The 19,709-nt window shown below is 38.8% G+C and carries 18 protein-coding genes and 1 riboswitch; of the genes, 2 read left to right on the top strand and 16 right to left on the bottom strand.

Annotated elements, in window-relative coordinates; genetic code table 11:
• Positions 1-88: 88 nt before the first annotated feature.
• From RCP16_RS06235 to pdhA, 9 genes are all read right to left on the bottom strand, one after another.
• Positions 89-1,576 (bottom strand): glutamate synthase subunit beta, encoded by a 1,488-nt coding sequence (locus RCP16_RS06235; RefSeq protein WP_069325959.1) that lies wholly within the window; start codon positions 1,574-1,576, stop codon positions 89-91.
• Positions 1,577-1,975: 399 nt separating this feature from the next.
• On the bottom strand, positions 1,976-2,464 hold the full coding sequence (locus RCP16_RS06230; protein ID WP_308641899.1) for a dihydrofolate reductase: 489 nt from the start codon (positions 2,462-2,464) through the stop codon (positions 1,976-1,978).
• Positions 2,465-2,845: 381 nt separating this feature from the next.
• Complete coding sequence (gene thyA, locus RCP16_RS06225) at positions 2,846-3,640, bottom strand: thymidylate synthase (protein ID WP_069325961.1); 795 nt, start codon at positions 3,638-3,640, stop codon at positions 2,846-2,848.
• A 301-nt stretch (positions 3,641-3,941) separates the two neighbouring features.
• The gene (rpmG, locus tag RCP16_RS06220; RefSeq protein WP_083243303.1) at positions 3,942-4,091 is read right to left on the bottom strand and encodes a 50S ribosomal protein L33; all 150 of its coding nucleotides are present in this window, start codon (positions 4,089-4,091) and stop codon (positions 3,942-3,944) included.
• Between the two features lie 272 nt (positions 4,092-4,363).
• The gene (locus RCP16_RS06215) at positions 4,364-5,605 is read right to left on the bottom strand and encodes a GTP-binding protein (RefSeq protein WP_308641898.1); all 1,242 of its coding nucleotides are present in this window, start codon (positions 5,603-5,605) and stop codon (positions 4,364-4,366) included.
• A 250-nt stretch (positions 5,606-5,855) separates the two neighbouring features.
• Positions 5,856-7,280 (bottom strand): dihydrolipoyl dehydrogenase, encoded by a 1,425-nt coding sequence (gene lpdA, locus RCP16_RS06210; protein WP_069325963.1) that lies wholly within the window; start codon positions 7,278-7,280, stop codon positions 5,856-5,858.
• 3 nt (positions 7,281-7,283) lie between these two features.
• Positions 7,284-8,624: a dihydrolipoamide acetyltransferase family protein gene (locus tag RCP16_RS06205; RefSeq protein ID WP_069325964.1), complete on the bottom strand. Its 1,341-nt coding sequence runs from the start codon at positions 8,622-8,624 to the stop codon at positions 7,284-7,286.
• A gap of 207 nt (positions 8,625-8,831) precedes the next feature.
• On the bottom strand, positions 8,832-9,809 hold the full coding sequence (locus RCP16_RS06200) for an alpha-ketoacid dehydrogenase subunit beta (RefSeq protein ID WP_069325965.1): 978 nt from the start codon (positions 9,807-9,809) through the stop codon (positions 8,832-8,834).
• Between the two features lie 83 nt (positions 9,810-9,892).
• The gene (gene pdhA, locus RCP16_RS06195) at positions 9,893-10,960 is read right to left on the bottom strand and encodes a pyruvate dehydrogenase (acetyl-transferring) E1 component subunit alpha (protein ID WP_069325966.1); all 1,068 of its coding nucleotides are present in this window, start codon (positions 10,958-10,960) and stop codon (positions 9,893-9,895) included.
• A 253-nt stretch (positions 10,961-11,213) separates the two neighbouring features.
• On the opposite strand from pdhA, the gene RCP16_RS06190 reads away from it, so the two are divergent.
• Both RCP16_RS06190 and RCP16_RS06185 read left to right on the top strand, forming a co-directional pair.
• Entirely contained in the window at positions 11,214-11,948 is a 735-nt protein-coding gene (locus RCP16_RS06190) for an alpha/beta hydrolase (RefSeq protein WP_137222006.1), read from the top strand.
• Between the two features lie 193 nt (positions 11,949-12,141).
• Positions 12,142-12,789: a thiamine diphosphokinase gene (locus RCP16_RS06185; RefSeq protein WP_069325968.1), complete on the top strand. Its 648-nt coding sequence runs from the start codon at positions 12,142-12,144 to the stop codon at positions 12,787-12,789.
• 203 nt (positions 12,790-12,992) lie between these two features.
• Here the strand turns inward: RCP16_RS06185 and RCP16_RS06180 are convergent, their stop codons facing one another.
• From RCP16_RS06180 to RCP16_RS06150, 7 genes are all read right to left on the bottom strand, one after another.
• The gene (locus RCP16_RS06180) at positions 12,993-13,541 is read right to left on the bottom strand and encodes a GrpB family protein (RefSeq protein WP_241669284.1); all 549 of its coding nucleotides are present in this window, start codon (positions 13,539-13,541) and stop codon (positions 12,993-12,995) included.
• Between the two features lie 16 nt (positions 13,542-13,557).
• A complete protein-coding gene (locus RCP16_RS06175; protein WP_069326042.1) occupies positions 13,558-14,616 on the bottom strand; it encodes a MoeB/ThiF family adenylyltransferase in 1,059 nt (352 codons plus the stop codon).
• Between the two features lie 2 nt (positions 14,617-14,618).
• The gene (locus tag RCP16_RS06170) at positions 14,619-15,386 is read right to left on the bottom strand and encodes a thiazole synthase (RefSeq protein ID WP_069325970.1); all 768 of its coding nucleotides are present in this window, start codon (positions 15,384-15,386) and stop codon (positions 14,619-14,621) included.
• A gap of 1 nt (position 15,387) precedes the next feature.
• Positions 15,388-15,591: a sulfur carrier protein ThiS gene (gene thiS, locus RCP16_RS06165; protein WP_137221568.1), complete on the bottom strand. Its 204-nt coding sequence runs from the start codon at positions 15,589-15,591 to the stop codon at positions 15,388-15,390.
• A complete protein-coding gene (gene thiO / locus RCP16_RS06160) occupies positions 15,582-16,766 on the bottom strand; it encodes a glycine oxidase ThiO (protein ID WP_308641897.1) in 1,185 nt (394 codons plus the stop codon). Before thiO ends, thiS begins: the two co-directional genes overlap by 10 nt.
• The gene (locus RCP16_RS06155) at positions 16,763-17,398 is read right to left on the bottom strand and encodes a thiamine phosphate synthase (RefSeq protein WP_308641896.1); all 636 of its coding nucleotides are present in this window, start codon (positions 17,396-17,398) and stop codon (positions 16,763-16,765) included. Before RCP16_RS06155 ends, thiO begins: the two co-directional genes overlap by 4 nt.
• A gap of 243 nt (positions 17,399-17,641) precedes the next feature.
• A riboswitch (TPP riboswitch) is annotated at positions 17,642-17,751 on the bottom strand.
• Positions 17,752-17,902: 151 nt separating this feature from the next.
• Positions 17,903-19,459 (bottom strand): ABC-F family ATP-binding cassette domain-containing protein, encoded by a 1,557-nt coding sequence (locus RCP16_RS06150; RefSeq protein ID WP_069325974.1) that lies wholly within the window; start codon positions 19,457-19,459, stop codon positions 17,903-17,905.
• Between the last annotated feature and the right edge of the window lie 250 nt (positions 19,460-19,709).

Here is a 19,709-nt window from a genome sequence, read left to right as displayed (position 1 = left end):
GCACACCCTAGCTTTTATTATGATCTATAACAACGATATTAATCGATTGTGACCATGCTAACAGTACATATCACTTTATCGATTCTAATTAGACCAGAACTGTAGAACCCATCAAATATTTATCCACTTCACGCGCAGCTTCGCGTCCTTCATTAATCGCCCATACTACTAGACTTTGACCACGACGCATATCACCAGCAGCAAATACTTTCTCTACATTGGTATTGTATTTACCATAACGTGCTTTAACATTTGTCCAGCGATCTGTTGCCAGACCCAGCTGTTCAGGCAATGTTTGTTCAGGACCATCAAATCCGATAGCAATAAGCGCAAGTTCCGCAGGGAATACTTTTTCAGTACCCGGGATAGGTTGATAGATTTTGCGACCTGTTTCATCTACAATCCGTTGAATTTGAATCGTGTGTAACTCTTTCAAGTTACCATTTTCGTCTCCAACAAATTTAGTCGTCATGATTGAGAATTCGCGTGGATCACTACCAAATATCGCTTTTGCTTCTTCTTGTGCATAATCCAGTGTGTATACATTAGGGAACTGTGGCCAAGGATTGCTAATTGGATCACGTTCGAGTGGTGCTTTATCATGAGTACCGAACTGAGTTACTGTACTGCAACCATGACGGACAGAAGTAGCCACACAGTCAGAACCTGTATCACCGCCACCGATTACAATCACGTTTTTATCTTGAGCGGATAAGTAATTACCATCTTCAAGATTGCTATCAAGGAAACTTTTGATTGAACCGTTTAGAAAATCCATTGCATAGACAACGCCATTGAGTTCGCTACCTTCAATATTGAATTCACGCGGTTTCGTTGCACCGCCGCAAAGTATCACTGCATCATACTCATCAACTAATTGTTGTGCAGGAATATCTTTCCCGATTTCAGTACCTGTAATAAATTCAATACCTTCTGCTATCAAGAGATCCACACGACGTTGAACAATACCTTTATCTAATTTCATCGTTGGAATACCATAAGTCAATAATCCACCGACACGATCAGAACGCTCATAGACGGTTACCGAATGACCTGCTTTGTTTAATTGTGCTGCACATGCCAGACCGGCTGGACCTGATCCGATAACCGCTACACGACGACCTGTACGTTTTTCAGGTGGTTGTGGAACAACCCAACCTTCTTCAAAACCTTTTTCGATAATCGCTTCTTCAATCGTTTTGATCGTTACCGGTTGTCCGATCAGACCTACCGTACAAGAGCCTTCGCACGGTGCTGGACAGATACGCCCTGTAAATTCAGGAAAATTATTTGTTTTGTGTAGACGCTCTAATGCTTCTCTCCACAATCCACGATACACCAAATTATTCCATTCAGGAATCAAGTTATGAACCGGACAACCAAAAGTTCCACCTGCCATATCCATTCCTGTGTGACAGTAAGGTGTTCCACAATCCATACATCTAGCTCCTTGTGTACGAAGCTCATCTTCTGCCATATGTTTGTGGAACTCTTGCCAATCTTTTACGCGTTCAAGCGGATTGCGATCCGCGGGAATTTGTCTTTTGTATTCCATGAATCCAGTTGGTGTAGACATTTTAACATTTCCCCCATCCGTTCTGTCACTGCTGAGCCTGTGTTACAGATATTGTATGATATTCAAAGCTGGTTTCTTTCTGTATTTAGCTTACCTTGGATACATCTACAATCTTTGGAATGCTACATTTTACTTACAATAAGTTTATTTTCTAGATTATCATTCACACAAATGAATACCAAATGGATTATGCGCATGATTGTTTGTACTTTTTACATAGAGATTACACCGTGATGAAACATCTTGCAAGCATATTTCTGTTATTTTCCTACTTTTTCAAGCTTATATTTAGACTGTTTGCTAACATTTAAGCTGAAAATAAGTACTCATTCCTATGCTATACGTATACTTGTAAAGATAACTCATTTTTTATTTTCGCATAAATATCTCATAAAATGATTAAATATGCAAATATTCTTCAAATCGGTAATCGTAATCGTTTTTCTCATCGCGAATACCTTTAGTGATTGAGGCTTGTTGCCACTGAGACCAATCCACTTCTGGAAAATAAGTATCTCCTGCAAAATCATGATCAATTTTTGTCATCAGCAGACGATCTGCATACTGCAAAAACTGCTCATAGATCGTGGAGCCACCAATCACCATCAATTCATTGTCTTGTCCTGCCAGTTGTATCGCTTCTTCTACAGAATAAACTACTTCAGCATCTGTAGCTGTAAACTCCTGACTACGTGTAATAATAATATTGCGACGATTAGGTAGTGGCTTCCCACCAAACGATTCCCACGTTTTACGACCCATAACGACTGTCTTATGCTGGGTTTGTTGTTTAAAATAAGCCATATCACGAGGCAAGCGCCATGGCAGATCATTATCTTTTCCAATCACTCCGTTACTTGCTTGTGCCCATATCATTGTAATTGTCATCGCTTGTGCATCCTCCATCTATCCAGAATACTATTCAGACCAATTTATACTGTATCATATCATCAAAATGAATCATTGGCATCACATTATTATCCAATCCCGAACTATTCATTGGCTTCTATACTCAATCATTTGTAAAAAAGTAATATATAAAATGTTCTTTGGTTCCTTATTTATAAATTTGATCACTTATTTGATCACTTATTTGATCACTTTGTACTCTTACCTAGAATTTTACGATAACCTTTTACAAATACACCCTTTATATACAAAAAACTCTTACTATCTTTTCTCGTTACAGAAAAGATAATAAGAGTTCTATTCAAACGATATATCGTCTTATAGATATCAAAAGCTCATCATTCTATAGCTGATCTACGCTTAAACCGAGATCGGTGCTTTGATACCCGGATGATATTCATAATTTTCAAAAACAAAATCATCAAAATGATAATCAAAAATAGACTCCGGCTTGCGAGCTAGACGAAGCTGTGGCAATGGATAAGGCTCTCTTGTCAGCTGTAATTTCGCTTGCTCCATATGATTAGCATAGATATGAACATCTCCGCCTGTCCATACTAGATCTCCAACTTCAAGATCACACTGCTGAGCCACCATATGAGTGAGAAGCGCATACGAAGCCAAATTGAACGGCAATCCAAGGAATGTATCGACCGAACGCATCTGGAACATACAAGATAATTTGCCATTCGCTACATAAAATTGGAAAGCATAATGACACGGAGGTAAAGCCATTGAATCCACTTCTGCCGCATTCCAAGCATTCACGATATGACGACGTGAGTCCGGATTGTGCTTGATACTTTCGATCACCGATGTAATCTGGTCAATCACTTCGCCACCCGGTCCACGCCATGTTCTCCATTGTGCTCCGTATACGCGTCCTAGATTGCCTTCTGCATCTGCCCATTCATCCCAGATCGTAACGCCATTATCCTGTAAATATTTGATATTAGTACTACCACTGAGAAACCATAACAATTCATGTATAATCGAACGAGTATGTAACCTCTTCGTTGTTAATAAAGGGAATCCTTTTTGTAAATCGATACGCATTTGTCTACCGAAAACAGAAGTCGTTCCTGTTCCTGTGCGATCTGACTTTTCTACGCCTTCATCCAAAATATCTTGTAATAGCTCTAAATATGCTTTCATAATTCACCTCATTATAAGACTTCGCTAAACGTTCAATATAGAATATACTCATATCCGTATCTACTTAGCTTCTTATTATGATACCAAAATCAGATGATTATTCATATAGACATTTATACCAAGAAATGATGCTAAATATTCAATCTATGTTTATATGTAATACAATCTAATAACAAAAAATAAACTATAATCTCACCTTTATCCTAAAATCCTAAAGCAAACTGCAATTAAAAAACATCTTCAAAAACACAAACACCCATCTGCATAAACAGATGGGCGAACGTTTAGACGTTAATAAATATTAACGAGTTTCACGATGGATCGTGTATTTTTTTAGACGTGGGCAATATTTTTTCAACTCAAGACGTTCTGGATGATTTCTTTTGTTCTTGGTTGTAGTATAATTACGGTCGCCAGTCTCTGTGCATGCCATAGTTACGATAACGCGCATGTGAATTCACCTCACTTCACTAATTAATAGACAAAAATATTCAACTATACTAATGTACCCTAATTGTGAGAAATGTTCAACTTCAATTTTCAGAAAAACACTATATTCACTAAATGATATGTTAAATCTTTTCTCAATCTGTTCAATAACACACAGATTTGATGTCCAACAGCCTTTTCTATTATATCATAGATTGTTCAATATTTATATTGAGTACGCTTAATTTTTGAAAAGAAAATGCGTTGAATCTTTGAGTTACATTTCTACTACGATTACCCTAGTAAATGTTGTATCGCTTCATTCACATGATTCTCTTCCGGTTTTAACCATGGTAAAGGATTATAAAATGTTGACCAATCCTGTTGCATTTCATAATCAGTAAGTAGACATTGATCCAAATTAGATTCTATCTGTTTTTGATTTAACCCTATACCGATAAAAACAACTTCTGTCATACGATCTCCCCACTCTTGATCCCATTGCTCCAATAGTTCAGGTTCTTCCTCCAGAATCTGCTGGCGTTCTTGCTGAGGTAATGCTGCTACCCAGTTGCCAGCGGGTCCAAATTGCACTGATGGGCCTGCTTGACCTAATGTAGCTGCAACATCTTCACCTGTAGCTAGCCAGACCAGACCTTTTGCCCGTACAATCTGTTCAGGCCATTCTTCCATAAAATCGTATAATCGTTGCGGTTCAAACGGACGTCTACGGCGATAAACAAATGATTGAATACCATATTCTTCACTTTCAGGAGTATGATGATCTTTTTGCAATTCCTGCATCCACCCTGCTGAAGTGGCTGCTTTTTCCATATCAAATAATTGAGTGTTTAGAATCTCTTTAGGATCAACCTCTCCTTTTGTTGTACGAATAATGCGTGCACTTGGTTGAAGCTTATGAATAACTGCTTCTAATTTATTTAACTCAGATTCGGTAACCAGATCACATTTATTCAAAATCAAAACATCACAAGTCTCTATCTGATCGATCAATAGATCTACCACATCGCGTGTATCGTCTTCACCTACAGCTTCTCCTCGTTCTAATAATGTTTCACCCGACTCATAATCATGCCAGAAGCGATTACTATCGACTACTGTAACTAAACAATCCAAACGTGTAAGTGTCGTTAAATCAAAAGCTAGCGAGTCATCTGCATAGCTAAATGTTTGAGCTACAGGAATAGGTTCACTAATTCCTGACGATTCAATAAGTATATAATCAAATCTTCCTTCTTCTGCTAACTGCTTCACTTCTAATAATAGATCATCTCGTAGTGTACAACAGATACATCCATTCGAAATTTCAACCAATTTTTCTTCGGTTCGTGATAATGTACTGCCTGATTTGATCAGGTTAGCATCGATATTCACTTCACTCATATCATTCACGATTACAGCTACTTTTAAACCTTCTCGATTATTGAGGATATGATTGAGAACGGTTGTTTTACCTGAACCTAAATAACCGCTTAATACAGTTACTGGAATTCTGGACTGTTGATTGTTTATCATTAAAATTTCCTCCATCACACTTTAATCGTAATAATTACTATTAAATCATTATATACTGATGGATATAACTATTGTCAATTATTTTTATAATCTATCTTTGATAGACACGGATTTATCAACAACAATACAGGATATTTATGAACAGCAAAAAGCCGCCAGAAGTATATTCTGACGGCTTGGAGTAACCACTCATGTTAGCACAATCATATAGATAAACTTAATGATTATACATAACACTGATGTTTATTTATTATTTTTTGCGTGGAGCGATAACATGGATAGGATGACCCATAACCAATTCAGCAGCTTCCATCACGATTTCACCCAATGTTGGATGCGCATGGATAGTCAATGCCAAATCTTCAAGAGTTGCGCCCATTTCGATTGCAAGACCCATTTCAGCGATCATGTTAGAAGCTTCCAAACCTACGATTTGAGAACCAAGAACAAGACCTGTTTCTTCGTCTGCTACGATTTTCACGAAACCTTCTGTGTTGTTCAAAGAAGTTGCGCGACCGTTACCTGCATATGGGAATTTACCAGCAGATACTTTGTATCCTTTTTCTTTTGCTTCAGTCTCAGTGTAACCAACGCTAGAGCATTCTGGATCTGTAAATACAACAGCCGGAACACATTTATAGTCGATTACAGATGATTCACCAGCAATAACTTCAGCAACAACTTTAGCTTCATAAGAAGCTTTGTGTGCTAGAGCAGGACCAGCAACGATATCACCGATAGCAAAGATGTGAGGAATATTTGTACGTCCTTGGTGATCAATTTTGATCAATCCACGCTCGTCCAATTCCATTTCAATAAGATCTAGACCCAACTCACCATCAGTGTTAGGACGACGACCAACGGTTACTAGCAAGTAATCTGCTGTAACTTCTTTAGATTCGCCACCAACGCTGAATTTAACAGTTACGTCTTTATCTGTTTGCTCTGCGCTTTCCGCTTTCGCGTTCGTGAAGATTTCCATACCGGATTTCTTCATGTTTTTAGCAACAAGGCTAGTCATATCTTTATCGAAGCCTGGCAATACTGTATCCAGACCTTCAATGATTGTAATTTTAGTACCGAATTTAGCATACATTTGGCTAAGCTCAGCGCCGATGTAACCACCGCCGATAACAACCATGCTTTTCGGAATTTCAGGTAAATTCAATGCTTCTGTAGAAGAAAGAATGCGTCCACCGAATGGGAATGGTTTAAGTTCGATTGGACGAGAACCTGTTGCAATAATACAGTTTTTGAAACGGTAACGAGGAGATTCATGATCGTTGAATACACGTGCTTCATTTTGGTTAATGAACATGCACTCGCCTTGGAATACTTCCACTTTGTTACCTTTCAACAATCCAGCTACACCAGAAGTCATTTTTTTAACAACGCCTGATTTGAATTCTTGAGTTTTGGAGAAATCCACTTTAACATTTTCAGCTGTAATACCAAAAGCTTCGCCATGTTGTGCAGCTTCAAATTGATGAGCTGCGGAGATTAGCGCTTTAGAAGGAATACAACCACGGTTCAAACAGACGCCGCCTAGTTCGGATTTATCTACGATCAAAACTTTTTGACCCAATTGAGCTGCACGAATAGCAGCTACATATCCACCAGGTCCTGCACCAATAACTAAAGTATCAATATCGAGTGAAGCATCGCCTACTACCATTGATTACACCTCCATAACCAGCAACTCGGGATTAGCGAGAAGTGATTTGATAAAGTTCATAAAGTTCTGTGCTGTTGCACCATCGATAATACGGTGGTCAAAGCTTAGAGATAGAGCCATTACAGGTGCTGCTACGATTTCGCCATTTTTAACAACAGCTTTTTCGCTGATACGTCCAGTTCCCAAGATAGCAACTTCTGGGAAGTTGATGATTGGAGTAAAGAACATACCGCCAGCAGAACCAATGTTAGAGATTGAAATTGTGCTTCCGCGCATTTCATTAGCAGACAATTTACCTTCGCGACCACGTACAGCCAAATCATTGATTGTGCTTGCGATCATGAAGATACTCTTACGATCTGCATCTTTAACAACAGGAACGATTAGACCGTTATCTGTGTCTGTAGCAATACCTACATCATAATGTTTTTTGTATACAATTTCATTAGAAGCTTCGTCAATAGAAGCGTTCAATGCTGGGAATTCACGTGTAGCAGCAACTAGTGCTTTTACGATGAATGGCAAGTAAGTTACTTTGATGCCTTTTTTCTCAGCAAGTGGTTTCATACGCGTACGGAAAGCAACCAATTCTGTAACGTCTACTTCGTCCATAATCGTTACGTGTGGAGCTGTGTATGCAGATTTAACCATAGCGTTAGAGATCGCTTTACGAATACCTTTGAATGGTACGCGCTCTTCGTCTCCACCTGTTGCGATAGCTGTAGGAGCTGCCGCTGGTGCAACTGGAGCAGATGTTTTCTCTTCTGCTGCTACTTCTGCAGTTTGGGAAGAAACTTGTCCGCCACCTTGTTTGAAAGATTCTACATCTTCACGTGTAATTTTACCGTTGTTGCCAGTGCCACTAACTTGCGCTAGATCAACACCTTGCTCACGAGCAAATTTACGAACGCTTGGAGTAGCTAAAACATCTTTGTTAGGTGCTGCTGGTGTAGAAGCATTTGTTTCTTTGCCTTCTTTTGCATCAGCAGGGCTATCAGAAGCAGGAGAAGAAGTTGTGTCTACTCCGCCTTGAACGGATTCTTGTTCTTGACCGCTCTTTTGTTCTGGAGCTGTTTCTTCTTCGTCTTGATCTGGAATGTCACCTTCAGCTTCGATAATTGCTACCGTTTCGCCTACATGACAAACTTGACCATCTTTAGTCAATACTTCAAGTACTGTTCCGTCAACCGGACAAGGCACTTCAACTACTGCTTTATCATTTTGTACTTCCATAATGATGCTATCGTCTGTTACTTTATCACCTGGTTTGATATGCATTTTGATGATTTCGCCTTCATGCAAACCTTCACCAAGCTCTGGAAATTTATAAATAAATTTTGCCACTTGCAAAACCTCCCTATTTAGATTGCTGAACAATTGATTCCACTCCTATCATTCAGCAATATCTCTTTACATAATCTATTTAGTGCATATTTCAAAGCCAAAAGGCGTCCGCAAAATTATATTCTTCGATTTAACGAGTATCCAAAGGACGATCATCAAACTGAATGAATATGCTCATGTACCCGCCTTTTGACAATAAAAACTATTTTAGAATTGTACTACTTTTTTAACAGCATCGATCACGCGTTTAGGTGATGGCAACCAAGAATCTTCAATTTGTGCAAATGGATAAACAGTATCCGGTCCTGCTACACGCAGTACTGGAGCTTCCAAGTGCAAGATTGCTTTTTCATTGATTTGTGCAATAACTTCTGCTGCTACGCCAGCACTTTTTTGTGCTTCTTGAACAACAATTGCACGGTTTGTTTTTTGGATAGAAGCTACGATTGTATCAATATCAATCGGGCTTACTGTACGAAGGTCAATGATTTCTGCTTTGATTCCTTCTTCAGCCAATTGATCAGCCGCTTTAGTTGCTGTATGAACCATCATGCCGTAAGCGATGATTGTTACATCAGAACCTTCACGTACTACGTTTGCTTTACCCAATTCTACTGTATAAGCTTCTTCTGGTACTTCTGCACGGAATGCATGGTACAAGTTCAAATGTTCCATAAAGAAGACAGGATCATTATCACGGATAGAAGCAATCATAAGTCCTTTAGCATCATAAGGGTTAGACGGAATAACCACTTTGATACCAGGAGTTTGTGCAAGTAAACCTTCTAGTGAGTCAGTATGCAATTCTGCCGCTTTTACACCGCCACCGAAAGGTGTACGGAAAACGATTGGAGAATTGTATTTGCCACCAGAACGGAAACGCATACGAGCTGCTTGAACAACCATTTGGTCAAGTGCTTCAAAAATAAAACCTACGAATTGGATCTCAGCGATAGGACGGAATCCTTGGATACCCAAACCTACTGCCAAACCACCGATAGCTGACTCAGCAAGAGGTGTATCAAATACACGATCTTCACCAAATTCTGCTTGCAAACCTTCTGTTGCGCGGAATACGCCGCCAACATGACCTACGTCTTCTCCGAAAAGGATCACATTAGGATCATTTTTCAATTCAACGCGAAGCGCATCACGGATCGCTTCTTTCATATTCATTTGTGCCATTTGCTTCATTTCCTCCTTAAACATTTCACTGTTCATGTTCACGCATCAAGGATCTAGATTAACGCTCTATTGTTAGAAACCTCTTATTCGAAATCAGCTTTTTGCTCTTCCAAGTGTTGAGGTGTTTGTTCAAACATGCTATCAATCAAGCCAGAAACAGTCATTTTCTCTGTTTTCTCTGCTTTTTTGATTTCTTCATTTACTTTAGCTTTAGCTTCTTCTCTTACGCGCTCTGTATCTTCATCAGTCCAGAGACCTTTTTCAGCCAAGTATTTAGCAAGACGAGCGATTGGATCTTTTTCACTCCAGATACCTTCTTCGTCTTTAGTACGATATTTACTTGTATCATCTGACATGGAGTGAGGACGGAAACGATAAGTAACCGCTTCGATCAATGTAGCACCTTCACCATTACGTCCGCGTTCAGCAGCATCTTGGACCGCTTTGATAACAGCAAGAACGTCCATACCGTCTACTTTTACGCCTTTGATACCTGCTGCAACCGCTTTGTGAGCGATAGACAATGCAGCTGTTTGTTTTGCAAAAGGAGTTGTAATAGCATAACCATTATTTTGTACAAAGAAAATAACAGGCAATTTGTATACACCAGCATAGTTAAGACCTTCATAGAAGTCACCTTCAGAAGAACCACCATCACCTGTGTAAGCAATAACAACTTGCTTTTGTTTTTTCAATTTGTAAGCCATAGCAATTCCCATTGCATGCAAGATTTGTGCACCAATGATGATTTGCGGCATCAAAACGTTAACGCCATCAGGAATTTGTCCACCGTGTTGATGTCCACGAGAGTACAAGAATGCTTGATAAAGTGGTAATCCGTGCCATACCAACTGAGGAATATCACGGTAACCCGGGCATACGAAATCTTCTTTTTGCAAAGCGAATTCGCTACCAACCATTGTAGCTTCTTGACCAGATACTGGTGCATAGAAACCAAGACGACCTTGACGACCTAAGTTAACTGCACGATCATCCCAACTACGTGTGAAGACCATACGATACATAATTTCTTTCAATTGATCATCGTTAAGATCAGGTAATAAATCTTTGTTGACGATTTTGCCTTCAGGAGAAAGAACGGAAAGAGCTTCCACGTCCTCCGTATAAACTTCATAAGGAACCTTGCTCATTTTATTCACCTCAATAAAAAATTTGAATATCATGTCCCGCTGTTATAGAATTATTATACACCTGTTCTACTCCATTCGTCAAAACATACATTGAAATTTAGTAGATATGTGTATTATTGTATGTATAACAGCAGGTTAATATTTGTATAACAGTTTTACGATCTTGGTATTCAAAGACTTCACGACCGCACGAAACAATCTTAACGCATTGTGATACGCAATGCAAAAAATATTCCCGAAAAAGGTGATCACTGTGACAGATTCCCGTTATCTTAAACGGACAATACTGAAAGAACAGATCGAAAGCAGCCATCTTGGTGAAAGTCGTACATTACGGATTTACTTGCCGCCAGGCTATAATGAAGTATTAAGTTACCCTGTCGTGTATTGTCAGGATGGTGAAGAGTTTTTCAACTTTGGTCGCATTGCTACGTATGCCAACCAATTAATCCTTGATGAAAATATAGAACCTTTTATTATTGTAGGTGTAGAAGTAAATACGAAGATTCGAACACAAGAATATGCTCCATTTGGTGATCGCTTCGAAAAATACACCGCTTGTTTTGCTGAAGAAATCATTCCTTATATTGAACAAAAATATCCTGTACGACGTACGCCAGATCAGCGTATTTTGGCAGGTGACTCCCTTGGCGGCAGCGTTTCGATCCATCTGTCCCTGTTATATCCTGAACTGTTCCAGCAGGTGATTAGTCTATCCGGTGCTTACTATAAGCAAAGTCAGGATATTATCGCACAAGCTCAAAATCTTACAGATTTGAATGTATATATGATTGTAGGTCTGCAAGAAACTGATTTTGAGAGCGATACAGGTATTTACGATTTTGTACAATTAAACCGTGAGACTCGTGACCTTTTACAAGAACGCGGAGCCACTGTACAATATAGCGAAAAAGATGGTAAACATTTGTGGGGCTTCTGGCAAAAAGAACTTCCTGCTGCATTAAAATACTTTTTACCAGAAATCTAAAATTTGTAGCTCTTTATTACTTACAGTAGAAATCGAACTTTCAAACGGGTTATATTGATGTTTACGCTTTCACATCCAAAAAATCTATAATTCGTTTGATTGCTCGTCTTTTCTATTGTATCTGTGTGATAGAAAGTTATGCAACTACAATTTCAATATATCTTCTTTTATTTGATGAAACGAGGGCTGATTCATGTCGATGAAGCGTGCTATTATTTTCTCGGGTGGTCAATTACATCCTGATTTTGTACAACAGATTCAAGAAGACGATTTGATTATCGGTGCAGATCGTGGAGCATTATTTTTAATTGAACACGGTATTCACCCTCATGTCGCTGTAGGGGATTTCGACTCATTGACCAATCGTGAACATGATCTAGAGAATATCAAAGCTAATAGTGATCAGTTGATTGTCTATGACTCGGTGGAAAAAGATTGGTCTGATACTGAAGCTGCTTTTGAAATTGCGATGGAACGTCATATTCGGGAAATTTTAATTTTGGGAGCGCTTGGTACACGATTCGATCATACGTTAGCCAATGTACAACTGCTAGTCCGTGCTGTTCAGCATCAAGTGAATTGTAGCATTATGGATATGAATAATTATATTTCACTTACCAGTACTCAAGCGGTTATCGAAAATCGTGGTTTTCCTTATATTTCATTGTTGCCTATTACTTCTGAGGTGACCGGTATTAATCTCACCGGATTTCAATATCCGTTAGAACATGCTACTTTACGTATGGGTCAATCCCGTGGTATTAGTAATCATTTGATTAATGAAGAAGGTACAGTGAGTATTGAAGGTGGTTTACTACTTATTATTCAAAGTAGAGATTAATCGCTCTATTTTAATCATATAGGTTGTAATCGTACTTATGATCAGTTCATAGTATTACATACAAAAATCCATGTATGAAGAGAATATTCTCTTTGTACATGGATTTTTGTATACCTCTGTAAAGTTATTGATCGCTATAGAATCTGTTTAGTCATGATAAGCTTTCTTGTACGCATAATAAGATTAAGTTAATGAGACCGTTCTTAATGATGACCTAGTACTTTTTGTACGAAATCTGTTTTGGCTTGCGTATAGGCTTCTCGATCATCTTTGTTATCTACAGCCAGCTTTTGCTTTAATTGAGCATATTGCTCTGCCCATTCTGGATGTGCGATTAAGCGATCACGAAACAACAGTTGATTTTTCCATTGTTCTCCTTGTTGCAATACGATATGCAAATGAGCAACACGCTTATCATTGATTACTTTCACAAAAAATCTACGATGTTCTTTACCATCCAATTCAGGCGGTACATAATTCCAGTTTTCTTTTTCCAATACAGAAATGATCGCTGGTAATGAATCAAAAGAATCTGTAATTGCCATCATATCAATAATAGGTTTGGCTGGTAGATGTGGTATCGCTGTACTACCAAAATGTTGAATATCATTTATCGCAAACGGAGTTAATAATATCGTTAATTCGTTTTTGTACATCTGCCCCTGTTCTACCCATTGTGGATCAGGTTGAGCAATTTCAATAGCTTCTGTTGCCCAGACAGGCCAAGTTGATTCATTGTGAATATCAGTCAATATGATCCTCTCCTTTTTAACCAAAATATCTGTGATATAAAGTCCGCGCTTCTGCAATATCTTTAGTACCGTGCACCATTACACGTCCATCACGGAAAATAACAAGACGTTGTCCACTTTGCATCGTCATAGATACCAAAAAAGGAGTAACACTGACTTGATGTTCTTCCAATTTGGCTAAGCGCTGAGCAGTTTCTTGCAAGTCTACGGTTACTTTTTGTGCAGGACGAATCTGTACCGTGTCTCTACCGCATAATACTTCGGTTTTACTTTGACCGGCTTTTGTCAAATAAGGATACGTGGGTTCACTGCCACACGAAGGACAATGAGGTTTGCGTGCGCTGCTCATTTTGATCGAGACTTGTTCATTGTTCCATAGGTCAAACGATAACAATGTACCTCGCAGTTGATCTACATTACCACTAAGTAACTTAATTGCTTCTGTACATTGATGAGCTACAACCATCTGCACAGCTGGAGGAATAATACCTGAAGTATCACATGTATCTCCGCCAAGTGGTGCAGATTCCATTAAGCATTGCAGACAAGGAGTAACTCCCGGAATAATCGTAAATGTAATACCATAGCTACCTACACAACCACCATATATCCACGGAATATTATATTTTTGTGATATATCATTAATCATAAGTCTTGTCTCAAAGTTATCGGTTGCATCCATAATAAGATCTACACCTTTAGCTAGATCTTTCATTTCATCAGCAGTAACATCTGCAATATGTGCCTGTATATCTACTTCAGAATTGATCTGTTGTAAACGACGTTGAGCAGCGATCGCTTTGGGCATACGCTCTTGAGCATCTTGCTCTGTAAAAAGTTGTTGCCGTTGCAAATTGCTCCATTCCACATAATCACGGTCTGCAATAATGACTTTACCTACGCCTGCTCGCACTAACGTTTCTGCTGAACTCGACCCTAAAGCTCCAGCGCCTACAATAAGTACAGTAGCTTCTGCTAAATGTTGCTGACCTTTTTGCCCTAATGGAGCAAATCGTTCTTGTCTGGAGTACCGATTTTGTTGTTCAGGTTGTTGCTCTATGTTGGTAGTATTCACGTTCAAGTGGTAATCATCCCTTCTGCTGGGCTACTTGCCACAGCATACTCACGTACAGGAATCATGCCTGCTTCCCTTCCTAATCGACCTGCTTCTACCCCCAGCTTCATTGCTGTTGCCATTTGGACAGGATTGGTTGCACCTGAGACTGCACTATTTAGCAGTACTGCATCCGCACCTAATTCCATTGCATAAGCAGCATCTTTAGGAGAACGTATACCTGCATCTACAATCACAGGTACAGTCGCTTGATCGATAATCCATTGTAAAGCAGATGGATTGAGTATTCCTTTACCCGAACCGATCGGTGAAGCACCCGGCATAATCGCATGTACACCAAGTTGCTGTAGACGTTTGGCTAACATGTAATCATCAGAGATATACGGCAGAACAATAAATCCTTCTGCTAGCAAGACTTCACAAGCTTTGACCGTCTCCAAAGGGTCAGGTAAAAGCAACGTATCATCTCCGATAACTTCTACTTTTATCATATCACATAATCCAGAAGCTTTTGCTAAGCGAGCGATACGGATCGCTTCTTCTGCTGTTTTGGCGCCAGCGGTATTTGGGAGTAATTTATATTTTTTGAGATCTAACATTTCCAGAAAGTTCGGTTCATTCACTTGATCTAAATTCAATCGTCTGACAGCAAAAGTTAGCACTTCTGTACCTGAAGCTTCAACAGCTTGATTCTGAATCTGTAAATCTGTAAATTTCCCTGTTCCTAATAATAGCCGTGATGTAAATGTATGTGTACCTATCGTTAACAAATCAGCCACCTCCTACAAAATGTACAATCTCTAATATATCTTTGTCTGCCAGTGTAATATGCGGATGTTCTTCTTTTTGCAAAATTTGTTGATTATGCTCTACAATGACTGTTTTTTGACCGAGAGATAATGATTCTAGTAGTTTGGATACGGTATTGTATTCAGGTTCTACATATTTCCGATTGCCATTAATTATTAATTCCATGTAGACACTCCTTCGATTGTGGATAAAGATTTAGTTGATAGAGATTTCGACTTTCGTAAAGCTCGTTCTGGTGAAAAACAATCGGGAATATGAACTGTATGATTATTTATGAGTGCCTCTGCTATCCATTTTGCTGTGCCAGCAGCTAATAACATTCCATTGCGATAATGACCGGATGCTGTCCATAATCCAGCGAGCGGTTGAATTTGCCCCAAGTAAGGTAATTCATCCGGTGTTCCAGGTCGTATGCCTGACCAACAACGTTCAAACGTAGCTGATCCCACCGCAGGTAGAAATTGCTCCGCTCCAGACAACAACTGAGCAATTGCAGAAATATCTACTGTTGTATCTGTACGTTCTGGTTTACTCGTAGCTCCGATCCAGATTCGATAATCGCTTTTGGGAATCATATAAATACCTTCTCCATAGATCGTATGTCCAAGATACTGAGAAGGCGTACTAACTTCGATTAATTCTCCTTTAACCGGCACAAAAGGCAAATGATACTGCTCTGTTGCTAACAATTGTTGTGTACATAAGCCTGTTGTTAAAACTACTTGTTCAGCATGGATCTCTCCCTGATTAGTGATTATACCTGTAATATGATCTTTCTTTTGCGAATGTAGTAAGCGATATACTTCAGTCTCTGGATAAAAATCGACATGATATTGAATCGCTGCTTGAACAAGGGCTTGATTGAGCAAAGCTGGAATTAATTGCGGTTCATCTGGATTGTAGATCATGCCAGAAGGAGCATGAATATATGGCTCCACTTGTGCTAAATGTGAAGGACTCCACCACTCTTTGCGATCTACTTGGGAATCAGTATGTGTAGGAACAGCAGTCATGGGTAGCAAAAATCCTTCTGTTCGCAGTCCAATATCAATCCCTGTCTGCTCCAATAGATCAGTAGCCAGCTTGCTATAGAGCGATTGACTGTATAATGCCAATTGATACAACTCTTGATGAGCGAAATGTTCTGAATGAGCCGCTAACATTCCACCTGCTGCCCCTGACGCACCAGAAGCGGGTTGATTTTTTTCCAACAAAGCGACTTTGACTCCTTGCTGTGCCAGTTCATAAGCAAGCGCAGCCCCGATAACGCCAGCGCCTACAACGATCACGTCATAATGATTAGTCTTACCATTCGATAGATGAACCATCCGCCGATTCACTTCTTTCCTAATGATTGTGATTGTAGATCGGTAAAAGTAACTTGTTGAATACTTTCGTTATATAACCGACAGACATGCTGTGGATGTTCCGCTTCAAAAATACCCGACATGACAGCTATTCCTGTAGCACCTGCTTGATGAATGTCTTGGCAATGTTCGGGTTGAATACCACCTATAGCAATCACAGGTATAGATACAGCATGACAAAGCTTTTCTAATTGATCCAATCCTCGTGGACTCAGATCTGGCTTAGAAGTAGTCGCATAAATATGTCCATAAAAAAGATAATCGACCCCTTCATCTTGAGCTTGTAATGCTTGCTCTATGCTATGAACAGATCGCCCGACTTTCCATCTTGAAAGAGGATCATCTGTAGTTATATAAGACATATATTCACTCAAATGCACACCACCTATATTCAGATCCACTGCTAATTGAGGTCGGCTATTGATCCTGATTTTGGATGGTGGCACTCCTGTATGAATCAACTGCTGGACAGCATCAATGACCTGAGAATCAGACCACTTTTTTTCACGAATATGAATAGCGGTCGTCCATGAATAGATCTGGGAAGCTATCTTTACAAGCTGATCGATCGATTGTTGACCTGTACTGATGGCATGAAGCTCCATAAGATATATGCTCTCCTTCCTTCAAAATATGTATAAGTGAACGCAAAAAAGCCACTTCTTATGAATAAAGAAGTGGCTAGTATAAACTTAGAAAATAATGATTCTTGTCTGAGATCAAACAAGATTATTATTAGAATAACGGACAACATATCGACAATCGTCATAAGCTAATTCTGTATAAAATAATTTCTACTCCATACAGTCAATGACTTAATCGTACATGCAATATGATCTAACATTTCCGTAACTCTGCTACCACTTCCCTACGCTGGTATGATCCAGATCAGGTACAAAGGGTCCGAAAGCAATATCTACTTTCATCTCAGCCTCAAGCGGCCCCCCTAGTGCATTCAAGCTATTCGATTTGTTATTCATCTTAGCAAACAGATTTCGATAAAGCAAATTATTATAGAAATATAATATACAAATAATGTAAATCAAAAGTAAATATACATCTAAAATTATTATACATAAATGATATTGTTAGCTTTATTTATACATCTATTATTTTGCTTTAGCTTCAGACCATTGCTCAACATCCCAAATTTTAGTGACCCAATCTTCATAAAATTCAGGTTCATGAGAAACAAGCAAGATCGTACCTTTGTATGCTTTTAAAGCACGTTTCAGTTCGTTTTTAGCATGAACATCCAAGTGATTGGTAGGCTCATCGAACAGTACCCAGTTGCTTTCACGTAATAAAAGTTTGCATAAGCGTACTTTCGCTTGCTCTCCACCACTTAACATACGCATAGGACGTGTAATATGCTCATTTTTCAATCCACAACGTGCTAGGTGACCTCGAACTTCATTTTGACTCAAATGCGAAAATTCATTCCATACTTCATCAATCGGTGTCAATTGATCCGGGCGTACTTCTTGCTCAAAATAAGCCGAATGTAAATAATCGCCAAGATACGTTTTACCACTAACCGGTTGAAGTTTACCTAGAATTGTTTTGAGCAAAGTTGATTTACCTACACCATTACAACCTACGATAGCAATTTTCTCACCACGTTCAATATTCATAGTCATTTTAGGCAATAAAGCGTGAGTATAACCGATCTCGAAATCTTTACCTTCAAATACCGTTTTACTACTTGCACGTGCTTCTTTGAAATTAAATGTCGGCTTTGCAAATTCTTCCGGTTTGTCGATTCGCTCGATCCGATTTAATTGCTTTTCACGACTTTTCGCACGTCCTGATGTCGATGCACGTGCTTTATTTTTTTGAATAAATTCTTCTTGTTTTTTGATAAAATCTTGCTGTTTTTCAAACGCTTCAATATGTTGATGCTTTTGAATATCTGCCATTTCCAAAAACTTAGCATAATCAGCTGTATACCGATTTAATTTGGCAAATTCCAAATGATAAATAACATTAACAACTTGATTCATGAAATCCGTATCATGCGAAATCAATACAAAAGCATGTGGATAGTCTTGTAGATAACGTGTTAACCATTGAATGTGTTCTACATCCAGATAGTTGGTAGGCTCATCTAATAACAATACATTAGGCTTTTCAAGTAGTAATTTGGCAAGTAATACTTTGGTACGTTGTCCACCACTTAATGCTGTTACATCTTTATCAAGTCCGATCACATTCAGACCCAGACCATAAGCCATATCTTCAACTTTGGTATCTAGTAAATAGAAATCTCCAATTTCCAGTTGTTCTTGGATATCACCCATTTGTTCCAACAATACTTCCAATTGTTCAGGTGAAGCATCTGCCATCTGGTTAGTGACTTCGTTTAGTTGTTGTTCTAATTCCAGTAAAGGAAGGAAAGCATCTTTAAGTACATCACGTACTGTTTTTCCTTCAGTTAACTTCGTATGCTGATCCAAATAACCATAACGTACACGCGGAGCCCATTCGACTTTACCGCTATCTTTTAACAGTTTACCTGTCATAATATTCATTAGTGTTGATTTGCCAGCGCCATTCGCACCGACTAAGCCTACATGCTCTCCAGCAAGCAGACGAAAAGATACATCCCGAAATAATGTCCGGTCTCCAAAATTATGCGTTACATTTTCTACTGATAACAAACTCATGTTAAATAATGCTCCTGTCTATATTAAATATCTCTTTTTTAAATATGCACCGTTACAAAATTGCTACAGAGTGTATTGTAACATAAGCAGAAGCTGTCTAGAACTGAAAATTTTCATTTTTTTACATTCATTTTCTGATCAAGCAAATATATTTACTACTTTTTGAATAAATTTGAACACCGTTGTAAGTGAATTTATTACGAACAAATGAATAAAAACGATTAATAAAGCTTGTAAATAGGTAGCCATT

The sequence above is a fragment of the Paenibacillus nuruki genome, assembly GCF_963311185.1.
GTDB lineage: Bacteria > Bacillota > Bacilli > Paenibacillales > Paenibacillaceae > Saccharibacillus > Saccharibacillus nuruki.
This window is presented reverse-complemented; position numbering and strand designations above follow the sequence as displayed.